The following is an 18,499-nucleotide window of genomic DNA, read 5'->3' on the forward strand; positions in this document are numbered from 1 at the left end:
TCCTCATTTGTCTGCGCCGCCCTGCTGCCACGCGCGCCGCTGCAGGCCGAAGAAGCTGAACATCACGCAGGCCAGCAGGAACGGCACCATCGCGATGGCAATGGCCGCGCCTTCGCCGAGCGCACCGCCCGAGATCGCGCGCTGGAACGACAGCGTGGCCATCAGGTGCGTCGCATTGAGCGGGCCGCCGCGGGTGATGACGTAGATCAGCTGGAAGTCGGTGAAGGTGAACAGCACCGAGAAGGTCATGACCACTGCGATGATCGGCGTGAGCAGCGGCATCGTCACGTGGCGGAACTGCTGCCAGGGCGTCGCGCCGTCGATGGCGGAGGCTTCGTAGTAAGAAGGCGAAATCGTCTGCAGGCCCGCCAGCAGCGTGATCGCCACGAAGGGCACGCCGCGCCACACGTTCGCGATGATCACCGCGATGCGCGCATTCCATGGCGAGCCGAGGAAGTCGATGTACTGGTCGATCAGGCCCATCCGCATCAGCGCCCAGCTGATGATGGAGAACTGCGAGTCGTAGATCCACCAGAACGCGATGGCCGAGAGCGCGGTGGGCACGATGTACGGCAGCAGGATCACCGCGCGAAAGAAAGTCTTGAAGCGGATGTTCCGGTTCAACAATATCGCGAGCCACAGGCCCAGGAAGAACTTCAGCACGCTCGCCACCGCCGTGTAGAAGAGCGTGTTGAAGAGGGCCAGCCTCGTCACGGCATCGCCCCACAGGTACTCGTAGTTCTCCAGGCCGATCCACTGGCCCGCGCGGCCCACCTTGGCGTCGGTGAAGCCCAGGTAGGTGCCCAGCCCGAGCGGGTAGGTCAGGAACAGCAACAGCAGCACCGCCGCCGGAAGCATGAACGCGATGCCGAGGGCGTTGCGGCTGTTCTGGAACCTGGCCAAAAGTGTCATGGGATGGGCGGCTTGGAGGGAAAGGGATCAGACTTGGTCAGACCTTGTAGTAGCGCTCGGCACGCTTCTGCGCGCGCTCGGCCGCTTCCTTGGGCGTCTTCGATCCGCTGGCCGCCTCGGCCACCATGTTCGGAATGATGAAGTCCGCCGCCGCGCCCGCCGATGCGTAGCCCAGCTTGCCGTCGTAGCCGCCCGGGCGCAGGTTCTTCACCGAGTCGCGGTAGGGCATGTTCTTCGGGTCCGAGGTCCAGATCGCGCTGTTCTCGTAGAAGCGCAGGGGCTGCGCCACGTAGCCGCCGCCGCCTTGCAGCCACGGGTCGAACTGCTCCTTCTCCATCATGAAGCGCAGGAACTCCTTGGCCGCCTGCGGGAATTTCGTGTACTTCATGACCATCTGGTTGAAGAACAGGTGCGACTCCGTGGGCACGCCCACCGGGCCGATGGGGAACACCGCGTGGTTGATGTCCGCGGCCATTTCCTTGACCTTCGGGTCGGCCGAATTCTTGGCCGCGTAGTAGACCGAGATGCCGTTGTTGGTGACGCTGATCTGGCCGTCCAGGAAGGCCTTGTTGTTGTTCGGGTCCAGCCACGAGAGCGTGCCCGGAATGAAGTTGGCGTAGAGCTCCTTGCCGTACTCCAGCGCCTTGAGCGTCTCGGGGCTGTCGATCACCACCTTGTTGGTCTTGTCGACCAGCTTGCCGCCGTGCGACCAGATGAGCCAGTTGCACCAGGTGCTGTCGCCGGTCGCGTTGCCCAGCGCCATGCCGCCGGGCGTGCCCTTTTCCTTGAGCGCCTTGTAGAGCTTGAGGAAGTCGTCGGTGGTCTTGGGGAAGGTCGCGAAGCCCGCGGCCTTGACCATGCTCTCGCGGTACACGATGAGCGAGCCCGAGGCGCCCAGCGGCAGGCCCAGCCACTTCTTGCCGTCGGGGCGCATGAAGGCCTCGCCGGCCGGGTACCAGCCGCCGTATTTCTTGCCGAGGTACTCGGCCAGGTCCGTCACGTCGAGCAGCTTGTCGGGGTAGAGGTTGGCGTCGTCGTTGGTCGACAAAATGATGTCGGGGCCGGCGCCCGTGTTGGCCGCCACCGCGGCCTTCGGGCGCACGTCTTCCCAGCCTTCGTTGTCCACGCGCACTTCCACGCCCGTGGCCTCGGTGAACTTCTTGACGTTGGCCATGTAGGCGTCGATGTCGCCCTGCACGAAGCGGCTCCATCGCAGCACGCGCAGCTTGGCGCCCTTCTCGGGCTTGAACGTCAGGTTCTGCGCCTGCGCGAAAGGTGCGAAGAGGGCGCTGCCCGTGCCGACAGTCGCGGCGGCGGCAACGCCGGCCGAACTCTCGAGAAACTTGCGGCGATTGAAATCACTCATGACTGTCTCCTTCGTTGTAAACGGAACGGTGCGAACCAAAGACAAAGCGAAAAATCGGGCGTGCTTTCAGGCGGCCAGGCGCAGGCCGCTTTCGGCATCGAACAGGTGGGCGCGCGCCAGATCGGGCAAGAGATGGATCGTGCTGCCCGGCGCGAAGTCGTAGCGCTCGCGGAACACGGCCGAGAGCTCGGCGCCTTCGTGGCGGCAGGCGACGAAGGTGTCCATGCCGGTCGGCTCCATCACCACCACGCGGGACGGAATGCCGCCGCTGTCGCCCAGCGTCAGATGCTCGGGGCGCGTGCCGTACACCACGCTCTGGCCGTCGGTGCCGCCTGCGTGGATGGGCGCATCGAGCCGTGTGCCGTCGGGCAGTTCGACATGCGCCGCGCCGCCCGCGCGCCGCAGCGTGCCGGGCAAAAAGTTCATGGCCGGCGAGCCGATGAAGCCCGCGACGAACTGGTTGGCCGGGTGGTCGTATAGCTGAAGCGGACTGCCGGTCTGCTCGATGCGGCCGTCGCGCATCACCACGATCTTGTCGCCCATGGTCATGGCCTCGATCTGGTCGTGCGTGACGTAGATGGAGGTGGTCTTCAGGCGCTGGTGCAGTTCCTTGATCTCGCTGCGCATCGCCACGCGCAGCTTGGCGTCGAGGTTGGAGAGCGGCTCGTCGAAGAGAAAGACCTGCGGATCGCGCACGATCGCGCGCCCCATCGCCACGCGCTGGCGCTGGCCGCCCGAGAGCTGGCGCGGATAGCGCTCCAGGAGCGGCGCGAGCGCAAGAATTTCGGCCGCGCGCGTCACCTTGCTCTCGATGGTGGCCTTGTCCATCTTCGCGAGCGAGAGCGCGAAGGCCATGTTGTCGCGCACCGTCATGTGCGGATAGAGCGCGTAGTTCTGGAACACCATCGCGATGTCCCGCTCCTTGGGCGGCAGGTCGTTCACGCGGCGATCGCCGATGCGGATCTCGCCGCCATGGACTTCTTCCAGCCCCGCGATCATGCGCAGCAGCGTCGACTTGCCGCAGCCCGAGGGGCCTACCAGCACCGTGAACGAACCGTCGGCGATGTCGATGTCCACCCCGTGAAGGATGGCGACCTCGCCGAATCGCTTCTTGACCGCCTGAATCGTGACACTGGCCATGCAAGGAGTCCTGACAAATCGCGGGAAGGGAAGCAACACGGAGACCTCCGCGTCGCAGCAGCCCGCGTAGTATCGGCACTCGGTTTTGAAACCGGTATCAGGACAAACCGGTACGAGAAAATCCCGGTTGACTTGTATGATGACCCGATAACCGTGCTCCACTTTTCCGCTGCCGTGCAGGCCACCGCCCTCTCAGAATCCTTTCCTCTGGTCACGGACCGCCTGTCTGACCGGCTCGCTTTGCGGCTGGCGGCACAGATCGAATCGGGCGCGCTGCGGCCCGGCGACCGCCTTCCCACCGAACAGCAACTCGCGGCCTCGCACGGCGTTTCGCGCACCGTGGTGCGGGAAGCTGTGCACCAGCTCAAATCGCAGGCGCTGGTCACATCGCGGCAAGGGCTGGGTGTGTTCGTGGCGCAGGCGCCGCTCAACCGTCCGCTGGCTTTCGACCCCGCCGTGCTCGAGTCGGTGCAGGCGGTGGTGCATGTGGTCGAGGTGCGCCGCGTGCTCGAAGGCGAGATCGCCGCGCTCGCGGCCAAGCGCGCGACGCGCAGCCAGATCGCGGCGCTGCGGCGCGCGCTGAAAGCCATCGACATGGCGGCCGCGGCCGGGCACGACGGCGTGGCCGAAGACCTGGCTTTTCACCGCGTGATCGGCGAAGCCACGGGTAATCCGCAGTTCCGCTTGCTGCTCGGCTTTCTCGAGCAGTACCTGCGCGAAGGCATGCGCATCACGCGCGGCAACGAGGCGAGGCGGCTCGACTTCATGGAGGCGGTGCAGAACGAGCACCGCGCGATCGTCGAAGCCATCGCGGCGCGCGATCCCGTGGCGGCGCGCCATCACGCCACGCAGCACCTGATCCGCGGCGAGCAGCGGCTCGTCGAGGGCGGGATCATCACCGGCCAGCGCCGGCGTGCCGCCGCGCGCGCCGTGCGCGGCGCCCCACCGGCCCCCACCGTCACCGTCACCGCGAAAAGCACAACCAGGAAGAAGAGGGACACCCCATGAAACTGTTGATCACCGGAGGCGGCGGCTTCGTCGGCTCCCGTCTCGCGCGTGCGCTGCTCGCGCGTGGCACGCTGGCCGGCCAGCGCATCGAGCGGCTGGTGCTGACCGACATCGCGCCGCCGCCGGCCGACCTGCTGGCCGATGCGCGCGTGGAGGCCCGCACCGGCCCGCTGCTCGCGCAGACCGAGGCGCTGAAGACCGAAGCCTTCGATGGCGTGTTCCACCTCGCCTCGGCCGTGTCGGGCGAATGCGAGGCCGATTTCGACCTGGGCCTGCGCTCCAACCTCGACAGCACGCGCGCGCTGCTCGATGCGCTGCGTGCCAACGTCGGCGCGGGCGGCAAGGTGACGCGGCTGGTGTTCTCCAGCTCGGTCGCGGTGTTCGGCCCCGACCCGTCGGTGCCGCTGCCCAAGCTCGTGGCCGACGACACGCTGCCGCTGCCGCAGACCTCCTACGGCACGCAGAAGCTGGTCTGCGAGCACCTCATTTCCGACTACACGCGCAAGGGCTACATCGACGGCCGCGCCGCGCGGCTGATGACCGTCACCGTGCGCCCGGGCCGCCCCAACGGCGCCGCCTCGTCGTTCTTCAGCGGCATCATCCGCGAGCCGCTCGCGGGCGTGGAATCGGTCTGCCCGGTGTCGCCCGATGTGTCGCATCCGATGACCTCGCCGGCGCGCACGGTCGATGGCCTCATCGCCGTCTACGAAGCCAGCCGCGAGGCCTTCGGCGGGCGCGCCGCGCTCAACCTGCCGGCGCTCAACGTGCGCGTGAGCGACGTGCTCGATGCGCTGGAGGAAGTGGCCGGACCCAAGGTGCGCGCGCTGGTGCGCTTCGAGCGCGACGAGCGCATTGCCGGCATCGTGGCCAACTGGCCCGCCGGCGCCACGGCCGAACGCGCGGCGCGGCTGGGCCTGCACCCGCACGAGAATTTCGCAGACATCATTCGCCAATACATCGCCGATTGCGCCGCGCTTCCGAATGCGGCCGAAACCTTGAAGGGAATGTCCTGATGAGCAAGAAGAAGAGCCCCACGTCCACCCCCATGTCCAAGCCGAAGCGCGCCGCCGCGGAAAAGGCGAGGGCCGCGCTCAAGCTGCGCTCGCAGGCCTGGTTCGATAACCCGGCCAACACCGACATGACGGCGCTGTACCTGGAGCGCACCATGAACTACGGGCTCGGCCTGGAGGAGCTGCAGTCGGGCCGCCCGATCATCGGCATCGCGCAGACGGGCTCGGACATCGCGCCCTGCAACCGCCACCACCTCGTCCTGGCCGAGCGTGTGCGCGAGGGCATTCGCGACGCGGGCGGCATCGCGTTCGAGTTTCCGATCCATCCGATCCAGGAGACCTGCAAGCGCCCGACCGCCTCGCTCGACCGCAACCTGCAATATCTCTCGCTGGTCGAGATCCTCTACGGCTATCCGCTCGACGGCGTGGTGCTGACCACCGGCTGCGACAAGACCACGCCGGCGCAGCTGATGGCTGTGGCCACGGTCGACATTCCGGCCATCGCGCTGAACTCCGGGCCGATGCTCAACGGCTGGTACAAGGGCGAGCGCACGGGCTCGGGCACCATCGTGTGGAAGGCGCGCGAGCTGCTGGCCGCGGGCGAGATCGACGAAACCGGGTTCCTGAAGCTCGTGGCGTCGTCCGCGCCATCGACCGGCCACTGCAACACCATGGGCACGGCCTCCACGATGAACTCGTTGACCGAGGCGCTCGGCATGACGCTGCCCGGCAGCGCCGCGATTCCCGCGCCGTACCGCGACCGCCAGGAGATGGCTTACCTCACCGGCAGGCGCATCGTCGAGATGGTGCGCGAGAACCTGAAGCCCTCGGACATCCTCACGCGCGCCGCGTTCGAGAACGCGATCGTCGTCAACTCGGCCATCGGCGGCTCGACCAACGCGCCCATTCACCTGAACGCCATCGCGCGCCACATCGGCGTGCCGCTGACCACCGGCGACTGGGAAAAGCACGGCTACAAGATTCCGCTGCTGGTCAACCTGCAGCCCGCGGGCGAGTACCTCGGCGAGGACTACTACCGCGCGGGCGGCGTGCCCGCCGTGGTGGCCGAGCTGATCGCCAAGGGCAAGATCCAGGACTCGCTCACCGCCAACGGCAAGAGCATCATCGAGAACTGCGAAGGCCGTTTCACCGAAGACCGGAAGGTGATCTTCCCGTACGCCAAGCCGATGATGAAGAACGCCGGCTTCCTGGACTTCAGCGGCAACCTCTTCGACTCCGCGATCATGAAGACCAGCGTGATCACGCCCGAATTCCACAACCGTTACCTGGAGGACCCGGCCGACCCGATGGCCTTCGAAGGCACGGCCGTGGTGTTCGATGGCCCCGAGGACTACCACCGCCGCATCGACGATCCGAAGATGAAGATCGATGCGCACAGCATCCTGTTCATGCGCGGCGTGGGTCCCGTGGGTTACCCCGGCGCGGCCGAAGTCGTGAACATGCGGGCGCCGGCCTACCTGCTGAAGAAGGGCATCACCGCGCTGCCCTGCATCGGCGATGGCCGGCAGTCGGGCACGTCGGGCTCGCCGTCGATCCTGAATGCGTCACCTGAAGCCGCGACCGGCGGTGCGCTCGCGTTGCTCAAGACCGGCGACCGCGTGCGCATCGACCTGAAGAAGCGCACCGCGAACATGCTGGTGTCGGACGAGGAACTCGCCAAGCGCCGCCAGAAGCTCGAAGCCGCCGGCGGTTACCCATACCCGCCGAGCCAGACGCCGTGGCAGGAGATTCAGCGCTCGGTGGTGGACGAACTCTCCGAGGGCATGGTGCTCAAGCCGGCGGTGAAGTACCAGAAGATCCACGCCACCTTCGGCGTGCCGCGCGATAACCACTGAGGCGGGCAGAGCCACGACCGTTCGGGCGGCTCTGGCAAGAACCGCAACCGTTCGGGCTGAGCTTGTCGAAGCCTTGCGCGGCGCTTCGACAGGCTCAGCGTGAACGGATTTTTATTTCAGGAAGATCCACGCGCTCAGCGCGCGTGCGTCACGCCGCCGTCGACGACGAGTGTGGAGCCCATCACGTAGTCGCCCGCGCGCGAGGCCAGGTAGATCGCGGCGCCGGCCATGTCCTCGGGCGTGCCGATGCGTCCTGCGGGGATGCGGCCCTTGACCTCGTCGCCGTGGTCGCGCGCATCCTTGTTCATGTCCGAGGCGAATGCGCCCGGCGCAATGGCACTCACCACGATGCGCTCTTGCGCCAGGCGCAGCGCCATGCGGCGCGTGAGCTGGATCAGCCCGGCCTTGCTGGCCGCGTACGAATACGTCTCCTGCGGGTTCACCGAGATGCCGTCGATCGAGGCGATGTTGATGACCTTCGAGAGGTGATCGGTCGCGGCCTTCGTGAGCATCGGCGTGAGCGCCTGCGTGAGGAAGAAGGGCGTCTTCAGGTTCAGGTCGACCACCTTGTCCCAGCCGCTCTCGGGAAACTCGGCATACGGCGCGCCCCAGGCGGCACCGGCGTTGTTGACGAGGATGTCGAGCGCGTCTTCGTGCTTTGAATACGCTGCGACCAGCGCCTGCGCGCCCTCGACCGTGGACACATCCGCCGGCAGCGACACGCAATGGCCGAAGGCCGAGAGCTCCTTGGCGGTCTGGTCGCAGGCGGCTGCCTTGCGCGCCGAGATGTACACGCGCGCGCCCTGGGCCAGATAGCCCTCGGCGATCATGCGGCCGATGCCGCGCGAGCCGCCGGTGATCAAGGCGGTGCGGCCCTTCAGCGAGAAGAGTTGGGTGGTGTCCATGGTGCGGGTGTCTCCTGAATTGAAAGAACTTCAGGAAACGAGCTTAGTGCGGCGCGCGTCCGCGCTGCGTCACCTTGGTGCCAGCGAGAGGCTGCGGGGGCTGGTGAAGCTGCGCAGCTCGCCCGTGACCGGGTCCTGGAACGCGACCGACTTGGCCAAGAGCTGCAGCGGCTTGTCGAAGTCGTCGGTGTTCTCGGGCAGCAGCACGGGGTAGATCGGGTCGTTCTCGATCGGCATGCCGAGCGCGAGGCAATGCACGCGCAGCTGGTGCTTGCGGCCGGTGACGGGCGAGAGCCGCAGCAGCGCGCGGCCGCTGCGAACCTCCTGCACCTCGATGCGCGTCTCGGAGTTGGGCGCGCCCGGTTCTTCGCGCATGCGCATGAAGTGCTCGTCGTCCACGAGGCGGCTGCGGTAGATGTCGGGCACCGACGAGACGCCCTCCTGCCACGGCACCACCGCCTCGTAGTGCTTGGCGATGCGGCGCTCCGGAAACATCTGCTGGTAGGCGCCGCGCGTTTCGCGCCGCACCGAGAACAGCACGAGGCCCGAGGTGCTGCGGTCGATGCGGTGCAGCGGCACGAGGTCGTCGATCTGCAGCTTGCGCTTGAGTCGCACCAGGAGGCTTTCCTGCAGGTACTTGCCGGTCGGCGTGACGGGCAGGAACGGGGGCTTGTCGGCCACGACGAGTTCGCTGTCCTGGAACAGCACCTGCTCCTCGAAGGGGATGTGCACTTCCCCATCGAGCGTGCGGTAGTAATAAACGCGCAGCGGCGATTCGTAGCGGCGCTCGATGGTGATGGGCGCGCGGTGCTCGTCGATCACGTCGCCGGCCGCGATGCGCTCCAGCCATGCATCGCGCGTGATGGCGGGAAAGCGCTCGATGAGGAATTCGGCGATGGTCGGCCAGGCGCCGTGGGGCAGCCCGACGCAACTCGGCCCGACGCCGTCGCGGGTGGGCAGCGGCAGCCGGTGGGTGGTCATTGCGCGGCTTCCCGCTGCAGCACCGACAGCGCTTCGGCGAAGGAAGGGCGCGAGGGCACGTCGGGATGCATGCAGCGGTCCTTCAATGCGGACATGGTGGCGGGCGGCGCATCGCTGCAACGCGCGAGCAGTTCTTCGAGCAGGCAGCCGAAGGCGCGCATCTCCAGGCGCTGCAAGGCCTGAGCCTGCGCCGCATCGAGCGAGCCCGTCATCCACCCCGCGCCGAAGTCGCCGAGCCGGCCGCCGCCTTGCGCGTTCCACAGGATGTTGTGCGCGTATAGGTCGCCATGGAGGATGCCGTGTGCGTGCAGGTGTTGCATGGCGGAGGCGATGTCGCGTGCGATGCGCAGCGCGACTTCCGCCGTCCATCGCGCATCGTCCGCATAGACGTCGCGCGTGCACGAGGCCAGGCTCGGTGGCCCTGCGAGCGTGCGGAAAGAGGGCGGCACGAGCGCCATCACGAGGCCTTCGGTGCCATCGGGGTGGCCGTCGATGCGGCTCTGCGCAGCGATCAGCGTGGGGTGCGCGCCGGCCGCGATGCAGGCGGCCATTTCGCTGTGCGGCCAGCCGTCGCTGGTGACCGCGCCCTTGAAGAGCTTGACCGCCACTTCCTGCTGCGATGACTTCAGCGTCGCCTGATGGATCACGCCCGATGCGCCTTCGCCAAGCTTCTTGCCGAGCGTGAGGTCGCGCCAATCGACATGCGGCACCGACCGCGCTGTGATGGCTGCGTCTTCGGCCTGCGTATCGAACGGATTGCCAGCGGCCGCAAGCCACGAGAGACGCGGCAAGGAGAACAGCCATTCGGGCAGCGCCTCGAAGCGGTTGGCGGAGATGCGCAGCAGTTCGAGCCGCTGCAGCGCGGCCATCGAATCAGGCAGCCGACCCAACCGGTTGCCCGCCAGCATCAGCTTCTGCATCCGCGTGCAGTGGCCGAGCGTGTCGGGCAGTTCCTCGATCTGGTTGTCCGTGAGGATCAGCCATCGCAGCGAGGCCGGCAATGCAGTGGCCGGTACGCGTGCGATGCGGTTCGCCTTGAAGCCGACGATGTCGATGCCATCGCATCCGCCGATGGACTCGGGCAGCGTCGTGAACCGGTTGTCGGAGCAGAACAGCACCCGCAGCTTGTGCAGGCGGCCCAGGTCATCGGGCAGCGCATCGAGCGCATTCCCGGAGAGATTCAGTGTTTCGAGCGAATCGGCAAGGTCGAAGATCTCGCGCGGGAACTCGGTGAGTCCGCACGAGAGATCGAGCCTGGTGGCGCCTGCCAGCCGACCCGCGCGCAGCTCGGCCAGTGTGTCCATCCGCCGAGTCTAAATCCCTAGGTGGATGCGCTTTGGGGCCCGAAGCGGTAGACGCCGTCCTTGCCGAGCTCGCGCTTCACCTGGCCCGAGAACCACAGAAGGTGCAGGTGCGCCACCGTCTCGCCCATCGCGAAGGTGATCTGGTGCAGGTCGAGCTCGCGCTTGAAGAGGATCGGCAGGCCCTCGGCCGCGGTCAGTGCGCGCGCGGTGCAGGCTTCGAGCAACTCGGCCAGCCGGTCGCGGTGATGCTCCTGCAACTGGTCGACGCGGCGGTGGATGCCGGTGAAGGGCTTGCCGTGCGAGGGCAGGCCCACGGTGTCGGCCGGCAGCGCCTTGAACTTGTCGATGCTGTCCAGGAAGAGCCGCAGCGAATTGGCCTCGGGCTCGCCCGCGTGCACGCTCACGTTGGTCGAGATGCGCGGCAGCATCATGTCGCCGCCCAGCAGCAGCTTCTGCGCGTCGCAGTACAGCGCGATGTGCTCGGGCGCATGGCCGTAGCCGCTGATGCAGCGCCACGCGCGCCCGCCGATGGTCACGGTGTCGCCGTCCATCATGCGCACGTAGCGGTCGGGCACCGCGGGCACCATGTTCGCGTAGTAGTTGGTGCGCGCGCGGATCTTGGCGATGCCTTCTGCGTCGGTCATGCCGTGCGAGGCGAAGAAGTCCGCCGCCGCATCGCCGCCCGCCAGCGTGTCGCCGGCGGTGCTCAGCACGCGGGCCACGTGGTAGTCGGTGGCGCTGATCCACAGCGGCGCGCCCCAGCGTTTGCAGAGCCAGTCGGCCAGGCCGATGTGGTCGGGGTGCATGTGGGTGACGATCACGCGCAGGATCGGCAGGCCTTCCAGCTGCGTCTCGAAGATCTGCTCCCATTGCGCGCGCGCCTCGTCGTGCGAGATGCAGCAGTCGACGACGCTCCAGCCCTCCACGCCGTCGATCGTGTCGCGCAGCAGCCAGAGGTTGATGTGGTCCAGCGCAAAGGGCAGCCGCATGCGGATCCAGCGCACGCCGGGCGCGACTTCCAGGGCTTCGCCGGGCCCGGGCAGGGTGTCGCCCAGGGTGTAGTGGAGTTCGCGTTCGAGGAGGTTCATGTAAGATTGACGTTTACGTAAACGTCATGTGTTGGTGGCATCATTGTAGGGAGCGGGGCAGAAATCTGCTGTCGCCCCCATAACACCCCTGTGCTGCTATTCCTGGCGCTTTCCGGAACGTCTTTTCACCCCGCATGCCCACGCCAACTTTCACCATCAGCGAGCTCGCGAAGGAATTCGACCTCACCACGAGAGCGATCCGCTTCTACGAGGACATGGGCCTGCTCACGCCCGAGCGCGCGGGCCTGCAGCGCGTGTACAGCGCGCGCGACCGGGCGCGGCTCACCCTCACGCTGCGCGCCAAACGGCTGGGCCTGAGCCTCACGGAGGCCAAGGACATCCTGGACATGTACGACAGCCCGCGCGACACCGTGCCGCAGCTGCAGAAGTTCCTGGGCGTGCTGGGCGCGCACCGGGCCCAGCTGGAGGCGCAGATGGCCGAGCTGCAGGCCAATCTCGCGGAAGTGCGCGAGCACGAGAAAAAAGGCCGCGCCACCCTGGCGAAGGCCCAGAAAGCGGCCAAAGCCGCCCAGGCGTCCTGACCGGTACACGACTCATCGACAATCACCTCCTATGTCCGACAACAACCTCGAAGACCTGTTCGCCCACAACCGTGCCTGGTCCGCACAGATGGAGCGCGACCGGCCCGGCTTCTTCACCAGCCTGGTGAAGCAGCAGACGCCGCGCTACATGTGGATCGGCTGCTCCGACAGCCGCGTGCCCGCCAACCAGATCACGGGCCTGGAGCCCGGCGAAGTGTTCGTGCACCGCAACGTCGCCAACATCGTGGTGCACTCCGATCTGAACGCGCTCTCGGCGATCCAGTTTGCGGTGGAGCACCTGAAGGTGGAGCACATCATGGTGGTGGGCCACTACGGCTGCGCGGGCGTGAAGGCCGCGCTCAGCGGCAAGCGCATCGGCCTGGCCGACAACTGGATCCGCCACATCCAGGACGTGCGCGACCGCCACAGCGTGATGATCGAGAGCCTGCCCGAAGAAGTGCGCGTCGATGCGCTGTGCGAGCTCAACGTGGCCGAGCAGGTGGTCAACGTGGCCGTGAGCACCGTCATGGTCGATGCCTGGGCGCGCGGCCAGAAGGTGCTGATCCACGGCTGGACCTTCGGCGTGCACGACGGCCTCCTGCAGGACCTGGGCCTGAGCGTGGACGGCGCCAAGCCGCTGGATGCCGCGTACAAGGCCGCGGTGCAGCGCATCCGCTACAAGTGGAGCAAGCCCCTGGGCCTCTCGCCGAGCGCGCAGGCGGGCGCCGACGGCACGGACGCTGCCGCGAAGTAAACCGGCCGGGCCCATGTTCCCGCAGCGCCTCGATTCACCGCTGGCCTACGACATCGCCAAGGCGATGATCGACGGGTTCAACCGGCACTACCGGTTGTTCCGCGCCGAATCGGCGCGCGCCAAGCACCGTTTCGAGACCGCAGACTGGCACGGCCAGCAGCGCGCGCAGCGCGAGCGCATCGAGTTCTACGACCTGCGCGTGAACGAGGCCGTGGCCCGGCTCGAGAAGGAGTTCAAGGCCGGCGACCAGCCGATGGAGGTGTGGCACCAGGTCAAGCTGCACTTCATCGGCCTTTTGGTGGACCACCACCAGCCCGAGCTGGCCGAGAGCTTCTTCAACTCGGTGACCACCAAGATCCTGCATCGCGCGTACTTCCAGAACGACTTCATCTTCGTGCGCCCCGCGATCAGCACCGAATACATCGAGCCGCGCGGCGCGCCCACTTATCGCCCCTACTACCCCGCGCACGACACGCTGGCCGACACCCTCGTGCAGATGCTGGACGACTTCGCGCTGCAGGGCAGCTACGCCGACAAGCGGCGCGATGCCGAGCGCGTGGCGCACGTCATCCTCAACCGCTTCCACCAGGTCAAGCTGCGCGCCAACTTCCAGCTGCAGGTGCTCTCGGGCCTCTTTTTTCGGAACAAGGGCGCGTACGTGGTGGGAAAGATCATGAACGGCTTCACCGAGATCCCGTTCTCGCTGCCGATCCTGCACGACAGCACCGGCAAGTTCTACATCGACGCGGCGCTCTTCGGCGAAGACGACCTGCAGATGCTCTTCAGCTTTGCGCGTGCCTACTTCATGGTCGACATGGAAGTGCCTTCGGCCTGGGTGCAGTTTCTGCGCTCGCTCATGCCGCGCAAGCCGCGCGCCGAAATCTACAACGCGCTCGGCCTGGCGAAACAAGGCAAGACGCTCTTCTACCGCGACTTTCTCTCGCACCTGAACTATTCGAGCGACCGCTTTCGCATCGCGCCCGGCATCAAGGGCATGGTCATGCTGGTGTTCGACCTGCCCTCGTTCCCGTTCGTCTTCAAGGTCATCAAGGACTTCTATCCGCCGCAGAAGGACACCACGCGCGAGCAGATCAAGGGCAAGTACATGCTCGTGAAGCAGCACGACCGCGTGGGCCGCATGGCCGACACGCTGGAGTACAGCGACGTGGGCTTTCCGCTGGACCGCTTCGAGCCCGAGCTGATCGAGGAGATCCAGAAGTTCGCGCCGAGCCAGCTGGAAATCGGCGACCGCGACGGCAACGGGGAGATGGAGGTCGTGGTCAAGCACGTCTACATCGAGCGCCGCATGATTCCGCTGAACATCTACCTGCAGGAAGCCTTCGACACGCTGGCCGACCCGGAGAGCCCGGCGCATGCGAAACGCGCGAAGGAGCAGCTGGCGCACGCGGTGGTCGAGTACGGCAACGCCATCAAGGACATGGTCGCGGCCAACATCTTTCCCGGCGACATGCTGTGGAAGAACTTCGGCGTCACGCGCGGCGGCAAGGTGGTGTTCTACGACTACGACGAGATCGAATACATCACCGACTGCAAGTTTCGAAAGGTCCCCGCACCGCGCAACGAGGAAGACGAGATGAGCGGCGAGGTCTGGTACTCGGTGGGCCCGAAGGACGTGTTCCCCGAGACCTTCGAGCCTTTTCTCCTCGGCAACAAGGACGTGCGCGCGGCCTTCATGGCGCACCACGCCGACCTGCTCGACGCTGCCTTCTGGCAGCACCACAAGGAACGCATCCAGGCGGGACAGATGCTCGATGTGTTCCCGTACGAAGAATCGCAACGCTTCCAGCACGAGGGGCACGCGACCCATTTCTGACCGGCTGCGGCACGGGCCGCAGCCGAACACTTCACTTTCACATTCCAGAAGGAGACCCTCATGTCCGAATCCATCGTCATCGTCGGCGCCGCCCGCACCCCCATGGGTGGCTTTCAAGGCGACTTTTCTTCCCTCTCCGCGCACGACCTGGGCGGCGCGGCCATCAAGGCGGCCGTCGAGCGCGCCGGCATCGCGCCCGAGAGCGTGGGCGAAGTGCTGTTCGGCAACTGCCTCATGGCCGGCCAGGGCCAGGCGCCGGCGCGCCAGGCCGCGTACAAGGGCGGCCTGCCCGACAGCGCGGGCGCGGTCACGCTCAGCAAGATGTGCGGCTCGGCCATGAAGGCCGCGATGCTCGCGCACGACATGCTCCTGGCCGGCACGCACGACGTGATCGTCGCGGGCGGCATGGAGAGCATGACCAACGCGCCTTACCTCATGCTCAAGGGCCGCGGCGGCTACCGCATGGGCCACGACAAGATCTATGACCACATGATGCTGGACGGCCTGGAAGACGCCTATCAGCCGGGCCGCTCGATGGGCACCTTCGGCGAAGACTGCGCGGCCAAGTACAAGTTCACCCGCGAGCAGCAGGACGCCTTCGCCATCGCCAGCGTGCAGCGCGCCAAGGCCGCGACCGAATCGGGCGCGTTCAAGGAAGAGATCACCCCCGTCACGGTGAAGGGCCGCGGCGGCGACACCGTGATCTCCATCGACGAAGGTCCGGGCAAGGTCAAGCTGGACAAGATCCCCACGCTCAAGCCTGCGTTCAAGAAAGAAAACGGCACCATCACCGCCGCATCGAGCTCGTCGATCAACGACGGCGCCGCGGCTCTGGTCATGATGACCGAGTCGCACGCGAAGAAGATCGGCGCCAAGCCCATCGCCCGCATCGTCGGCCACGCCACGCATGCGCAGGAGCCCGAGTGGTTCTCGACCGCGCCGGTCGGCGCCGTGGCCAAGCTCTTCAAGAAGACCGGCTGGACCGTCAAGGACGTGGACCTCTGGGAAGTGAACGAGGCCTTCGCCGTGGTGCCGATGGCGCTGATGCACGAGCTGGACGTGTCGCACGAGATCGTCAACGTGAACGGCGGCGCCTGCGCGCTGGGCCACCCGATCGGCGCGAGCGGCGCGCGCATCATGGTCACGCTGATCCATGCGCTGAAGGCGCGCGGCAAGAAGCGCGGCGTGGCCACGCTGTGCATCGGCGGCGGCGAAGGCACCGCCGTGGCCCTCGAATTGCTTTAAACAGCACCGGGCCGGCGGCGTCCGAGGGAGGGCGCGCCGGCTTTCGCCATCCGGCATTTCAACAATCGATATTGCGTCAGAGCAGGAAATTTCATGCGCCCATCCATCCACCGTACCGCCCTGGCCACCCTGCTGGCCACCGCCTTCCTGGCGCCTGCCGCCAGCTGGGCGCAAAAGCGCGACAACGTGCTGTTCCAGGCCGCCACCGACGAGCAGCCCGCGGTCGTCAAGACGCTGGAAAAACTCGTCAACATCGAGACCGGCACCGGTGACGCCGAAGGCATCGCGGCCGCCGGCAACTACCTCGAAGGCGAACTCAAGACGCTGGGCTTCACCGTCACGCGCAGCAAGTCGGCCGGCATCGTGGTCGGCGACAACATCATCGGCAAGCTCAAGGGCCGCGGCGGCAAGAACCTGCTGCTGCTCTCGCACATGGACACCGTGTACCTGAAGGGCACGCTCGCCAAGGCGCCGTTCAAGGTCGAGGGCGACAAGGCCTACGGCCCCGGCATTGCCGACGACAAGGGCGGCAACGCGGTCATCCTGCACACGCTCAAGTTGCTGAAGGACTACGGCGTGCGCGACTACGGCACCATCACCGTGCTCTTCAACACCGACGAGGAGAAGGGCTCCTTCGGCTCGCGAGACCTCATCCAGGAAGAGGCCAAGCTCGCCGACTACGTGCTCTCGTTCGAGCCCACCGGCGCGGGCGACGAGAAGCTCTCGCTGGGCACCTCGGGCATCGCCTACGTGCAGGTCAACATCACCGGCAAGGCCTCGCACGCGGGCGCGGCGCCCGAGCTGGGCGTCAATGCATTGGTCGAGGCGTCGGACCTCGTGCTGCGCACGATGAGCATCGACGACAAGGCGAAGAACCTGCGCTTCAACTGGACCATCGCCAAGGCCGGCAACGTGTCGAACATCATCCCGGCCAGCGCCACGCTGAATGCCGACGTGCGCTATGCGCGCAACGAAGACTTCGACGCCGCGATGAAGACGCTCGAAGAAAAGGCGCAGCAAAAGAAGCTGCCCGAGGCCGAGGTCAAGGTGCTGGTCACGCGTGGCCGCCCGGCCTTCAATGCGGGCGAAGGCGGCAAGAAGCTGGTCGACAAGGCCGTGGCCTTCTACAAGGAAGCCGGCGGCACCCTCGGCGTGGAAGAGCGCACGGGCGGCGGCACCGATGCGGCCTATGCCGCGCTCTCGGGCAAGCCGGTGATCGAGAGCCTGGGCCTGCCGGGCTTCGGTTATCACAGCGACAAGGCCGAGTACGTGGACATCAGCAGCATTCCGCGCCGCCTGTATATGGCCGCGCGCCTGATCATGGATCTGGGCTCGGGCAAGTAAGCACGAAGAAGAAAGAAGAAGGAGACACACCATGCTGCTCAGTGCCGACCAGGAAGCCATCCGCGACGCGGTGCGCGATTTCTCGCAAGCCGAACTCTGGCCCAACGCCCCCAAGTGGGACCGCGAACACAGCTTTCCGAAAGAGGCGCACCAGGGCCTCGCGGCGCTGGGCGCCTACGGCATCTGCGTGCCCGAGGAGCACGGCGGCGCGGGCCTGGACTACCTCACGCTCGCGCTGGTGCTCGAGGAAATCGCGGCCGGCGACGGCGGCACCAGCACCGCGATCAGCGTGACCAACTGCCCGGTCAACGCGATCCTCATGCGCTACGGCAACGCGCAGCAGAAGAAGAAATGGCTCGAGCCGCTCGCGCAGGGCCAGATGCTCGGCGCCTTCTGCCTGACCGAACCGCAGGCCGGCAGCGATGCGTCGAGCCTGCGCACCACCGCGCGCAAGGACGGCGACGGCTACGTGATCGACGGCGTCAAGCAGTTCATCACCAGCGGCAAGAACGGGCAGGTCGCGATCGTCATCGCGGTCACCGACAAGGGCGCGGGCAAGCGCGGCATGAGCGCCTTCATCGTGCCCACCGACGCGCCCGGCTACGCCGTCGCGCGCCTGGAAGACAAGCTCGGCCAGCACAGCAGCGACACCGCGCAGATCAACTTCGACGGCTGCCGCATCCCGGCGGAAAACCTCATCGGTGCTGAAGGCGAGGGCTACAAGATCGCGCTCGGCGCGCTCGAGGGCGGGCGCATCGGCATCGCCGCGCAGAGCGTGGGCATGGCGCGCAGCGCGTTCGACGTGGCGCTGGCCTATGCCAAGGAGCGCCAGGCCTTCGGCGGCTCGATCTTCGACCAGCAGGCCGTGGGCTTTCGCCTCGCCGAATGCGCGACGCAGCTGGAAGCCGCGCGCCAGCTGATCTGGCACGCCGCGAGCCTGCGCGATGCGGGCCTGCCGTGCCTGAAGGAAGCGGCCATGGCCAAGCTCTTCGCGAGCGAGATGGCCGAGCGCGTGTGCAGCGCCGCGATCCAGACGCTGGGCGGCTACGGCTACGTGAACGACTTTCCGCTCGAGCGCATCTACCGCGACGTGCGCGTGTGCCAGATCTACGAAGGCACCTCGGACATCCAGAAGCTTTTGATTCAGCGCGCGCTGGCCTGACGAAGCCCCGCCGCGCGGCAGGGTGACGGTCGCGGGCCGCGACCTGTC

Annotated in this window: 16 protein-coding genes; 9 read left to right on the top strand and 7 right to left on the bottom strand. The window is 66.8% G+C overall.

Annotated features, from left to right (window positions below; genetic code table 11):
* Positions 1 to 3: 3 nt before the first annotated feature.
* The 3 genes from JC881_RS28170 to JC881_RS28180 all read right to left on the bottom strand — a co-directional run bounded on the left by JC881_RS28170 (position 4) and on the right by JC881_RS28180 (position 3,418).
* Entirely contained in the window at positions 4 to 912 is a 909-nt protein-coding gene (locus JC881_RS28170) for a carbohydrate ABC transporter permease (protein WP_198789004.1), read from the bottom strand.
* 37 nt (positions 913 to 949) lie between these two features.
* Positions 950 to 2,278 carry an ABC transporter substrate-binding protein gene (locus JC881_RS28175; RefSeq protein WP_198789006.1) on the bottom strand — a complete coding sequence of 443 codons (1,329 nt, stop codon included), beginning with the start codon at positions 2,276 to 2,278 and terminating at the stop codon, positions 950 to 952.
* A 66-nt stretch (positions 2,279 to 2,344) separates the two neighbouring features.
* On the bottom strand, positions 2,345 to 3,418 hold the full coding sequence (locus JC881_RS28180; RefSeq protein ID WP_198789008.1) for an ABC transporter ATP-binding protein: 1,074 nt from the start codon (positions 3,416 to 3,418) through the stop codon (positions 2,345 to 2,347).
* A 174-nt stretch (positions 3,419 to 3,592) separates the two neighbouring features.
* Here JC881_RS28180 and JC881_RS28185 point away from each other — a divergent pair, with 174 nt between their 5' ends.
* Genes JC881_RS28185 through JC881_RS28195 form a run of 3 tightly spaced genes read left to right on the top strand, consistent with a single transcriptional unit; the run spans position 3,593 to position 7,292 of the window.
* Positions 3,593 to 4,426: a FadR/GntR family transcriptional regulator gene (locus tag JC881_RS28185; protein ID WP_332875305.1), complete on the top strand. Its 834-nt coding sequence runs from the start codon at positions 3,593 to 3,595 to the stop codon at positions 4,424 to 4,426.
* Positions 4,423 to 5,439, top strand: a complete 1,017-nt coding sequence (gene denD / locus JC881_RS28190) for a D-erythronate dehydrogenase (RefSeq protein WP_198789010.1) — start codon at positions 4,423 to 4,425, stop codon at positions 5,437 to 5,439. The genes JC881_RS28185 and denD overlap by 4 nt, the downstream gene beginning before the upstream one ends.
* 32 nt (positions 5,440 to 5,471) lie before the next feature.
* Entirely contained in the window at positions 5,472 to 7,292 is a 1,821-nt protein-coding gene (locus tag JC881_RS28195; RefSeq protein ID WP_198789073.1) for an IlvD/Edd family dehydratase, read from the top strand.
* A gap of 134 nt (positions 7,293 to 7,426) precedes the next feature.
* Here JC881_RS28195 and JC881_RS28200 read toward each other — a convergent pair whose 3' ends face one another.
* The 4 genes from JC881_RS28200 to JC881_RS28215 form a co-directional block, all read right to left on the bottom strand.
* Positions 7,427 to 8,197 carry an SDR family oxidoreductase gene (locus JC881_RS28200; protein ID WP_198789012.1) on the bottom strand — a complete coding sequence of 257 codons (771 nt, stop codon included), beginning with the start codon at positions 8,195 to 8,197 and terminating at the stop codon, positions 7,427 to 7,429.
* A gap of 69 nt (positions 8,198 to 8,266) precedes the next feature.
* Positions 8,267 to 9,178 carry a pseudouridine synthase gene (locus JC881_RS28205; RefSeq protein ID WP_198789014.1) on the bottom strand — a complete coding sequence of 304 codons (912 nt, stop codon included), beginning with the start codon at positions 9,176 to 9,178 and terminating at the stop codon, positions 8,267 to 8,269.
* Entirely contained in the window at positions 9,175 to 10,482 is a 1,308-nt protein-coding gene (locus JC881_RS28210) for a leucine-rich repeat-containing protein kinase family protein (protein WP_198789016.1), read from the bottom strand. Before JC881_RS28210 ends, JC881_RS28205 begins: the two co-directional genes overlap by 4 nt.
* A 17-nt stretch (positions 10,483 to 10,499) precedes the next feature.
* Positions 10,500 to 11,570 carry an MBL fold metallo-hydrolase gene (locus tag JC881_RS28215; RefSeq protein ID WP_198789018.1) on the bottom strand — a complete coding sequence of 357 codons (1,071 nt, stop codon included), beginning with the start codon at positions 11,568 to 11,570 and terminating at the stop codon, positions 10,500 to 10,502.
* Positions 11,571 to 11,704: 134 nt separating this feature from the next.
* On the opposite strand from JC881_RS28215, the gene JC881_RS28220 reads away from it, so the two are divergent.
* The 6 genes from JC881_RS28220 (at position 11,705) to JC881_RS28245 (ending at position 18,451) form a co-directional block, all read left to right on the top strand.
* Positions 11,705 to 12,112, top strand: coding sequence for a MerR family transcriptional regulator (locus JC881_RS28220; protein ID WP_198789020.1), 408 nt, complete (start codon positions 11,705 to 11,707; stop codon positions 12,110 to 12,112).
* A 31-nt stretch (positions 12,113 to 12,143) separates the two neighbouring features.
* Positions 12,144 to 12,866, top strand: a complete 723-nt coding sequence (gene can, locus JC881_RS28225; protein ID WP_198789022.1) for a carbonate dehydratase — start codon at positions 12,144 to 12,146, stop codon at positions 12,864 to 12,866.
* A 13-nt stretch (positions 12,867 to 12,879) separates the two neighbouring features.
* Complete coding sequence (gene aceK, locus JC881_RS28230; RefSeq protein WP_198789024.1) at positions 12,880 to 14,700, top strand: bifunctional isocitrate dehydrogenase kinase/phosphatase; 1,821 nt, start codon at positions 12,880 to 12,882, stop codon at positions 14,698 to 14,700.
* A gap of 60 nt (positions 14,701 to 14,760) precedes the next feature.
* Positions 14,761 to 15,945, top strand: a complete 1,185-nt coding sequence (locus JC881_RS28235; protein ID WP_198789025.1) for an acetyl-CoA C-acyltransferase — start codon at positions 14,761 to 14,763, stop codon at positions 15,943 to 15,945.
* A gap of 93 nt (positions 15,946 to 16,038) precedes the next feature.
* Complete coding sequence (locus tag JC881_RS28240; RefSeq protein WP_198789026.1) at positions 16,039 to 17,289, top strand: M20 family metallopeptidase; 1,251 nt, start codon at positions 16,039 to 16,041, stop codon at positions 17,287 to 17,289.
* A 31-nt stretch (positions 17,290 to 17,320) separates the two neighbouring features.
* Positions 17,321 to 18,451 (top strand): acyl-CoA dehydrogenase family protein, encoded by a 1,131-nt coding sequence (locus tag JC881_RS28245; protein WP_093442202.1) that lies wholly within the window; start codon positions 17,321 to 17,323, stop codon positions 18,449 to 18,451.
* The last annotated feature ends 48 nt before the right edge of the window (positions 18,452 to 18,499 follow it).

It is taken from the genome of Variovorax sp. IB41, from assembly GCF_016405905.1.
Taxonomy (GTDB): domain Bacteria; phylum Pseudomonadota; class Gammaproteobacteria; order Burkholderiales; family Burkholderiaceae_C; genus Variovorax.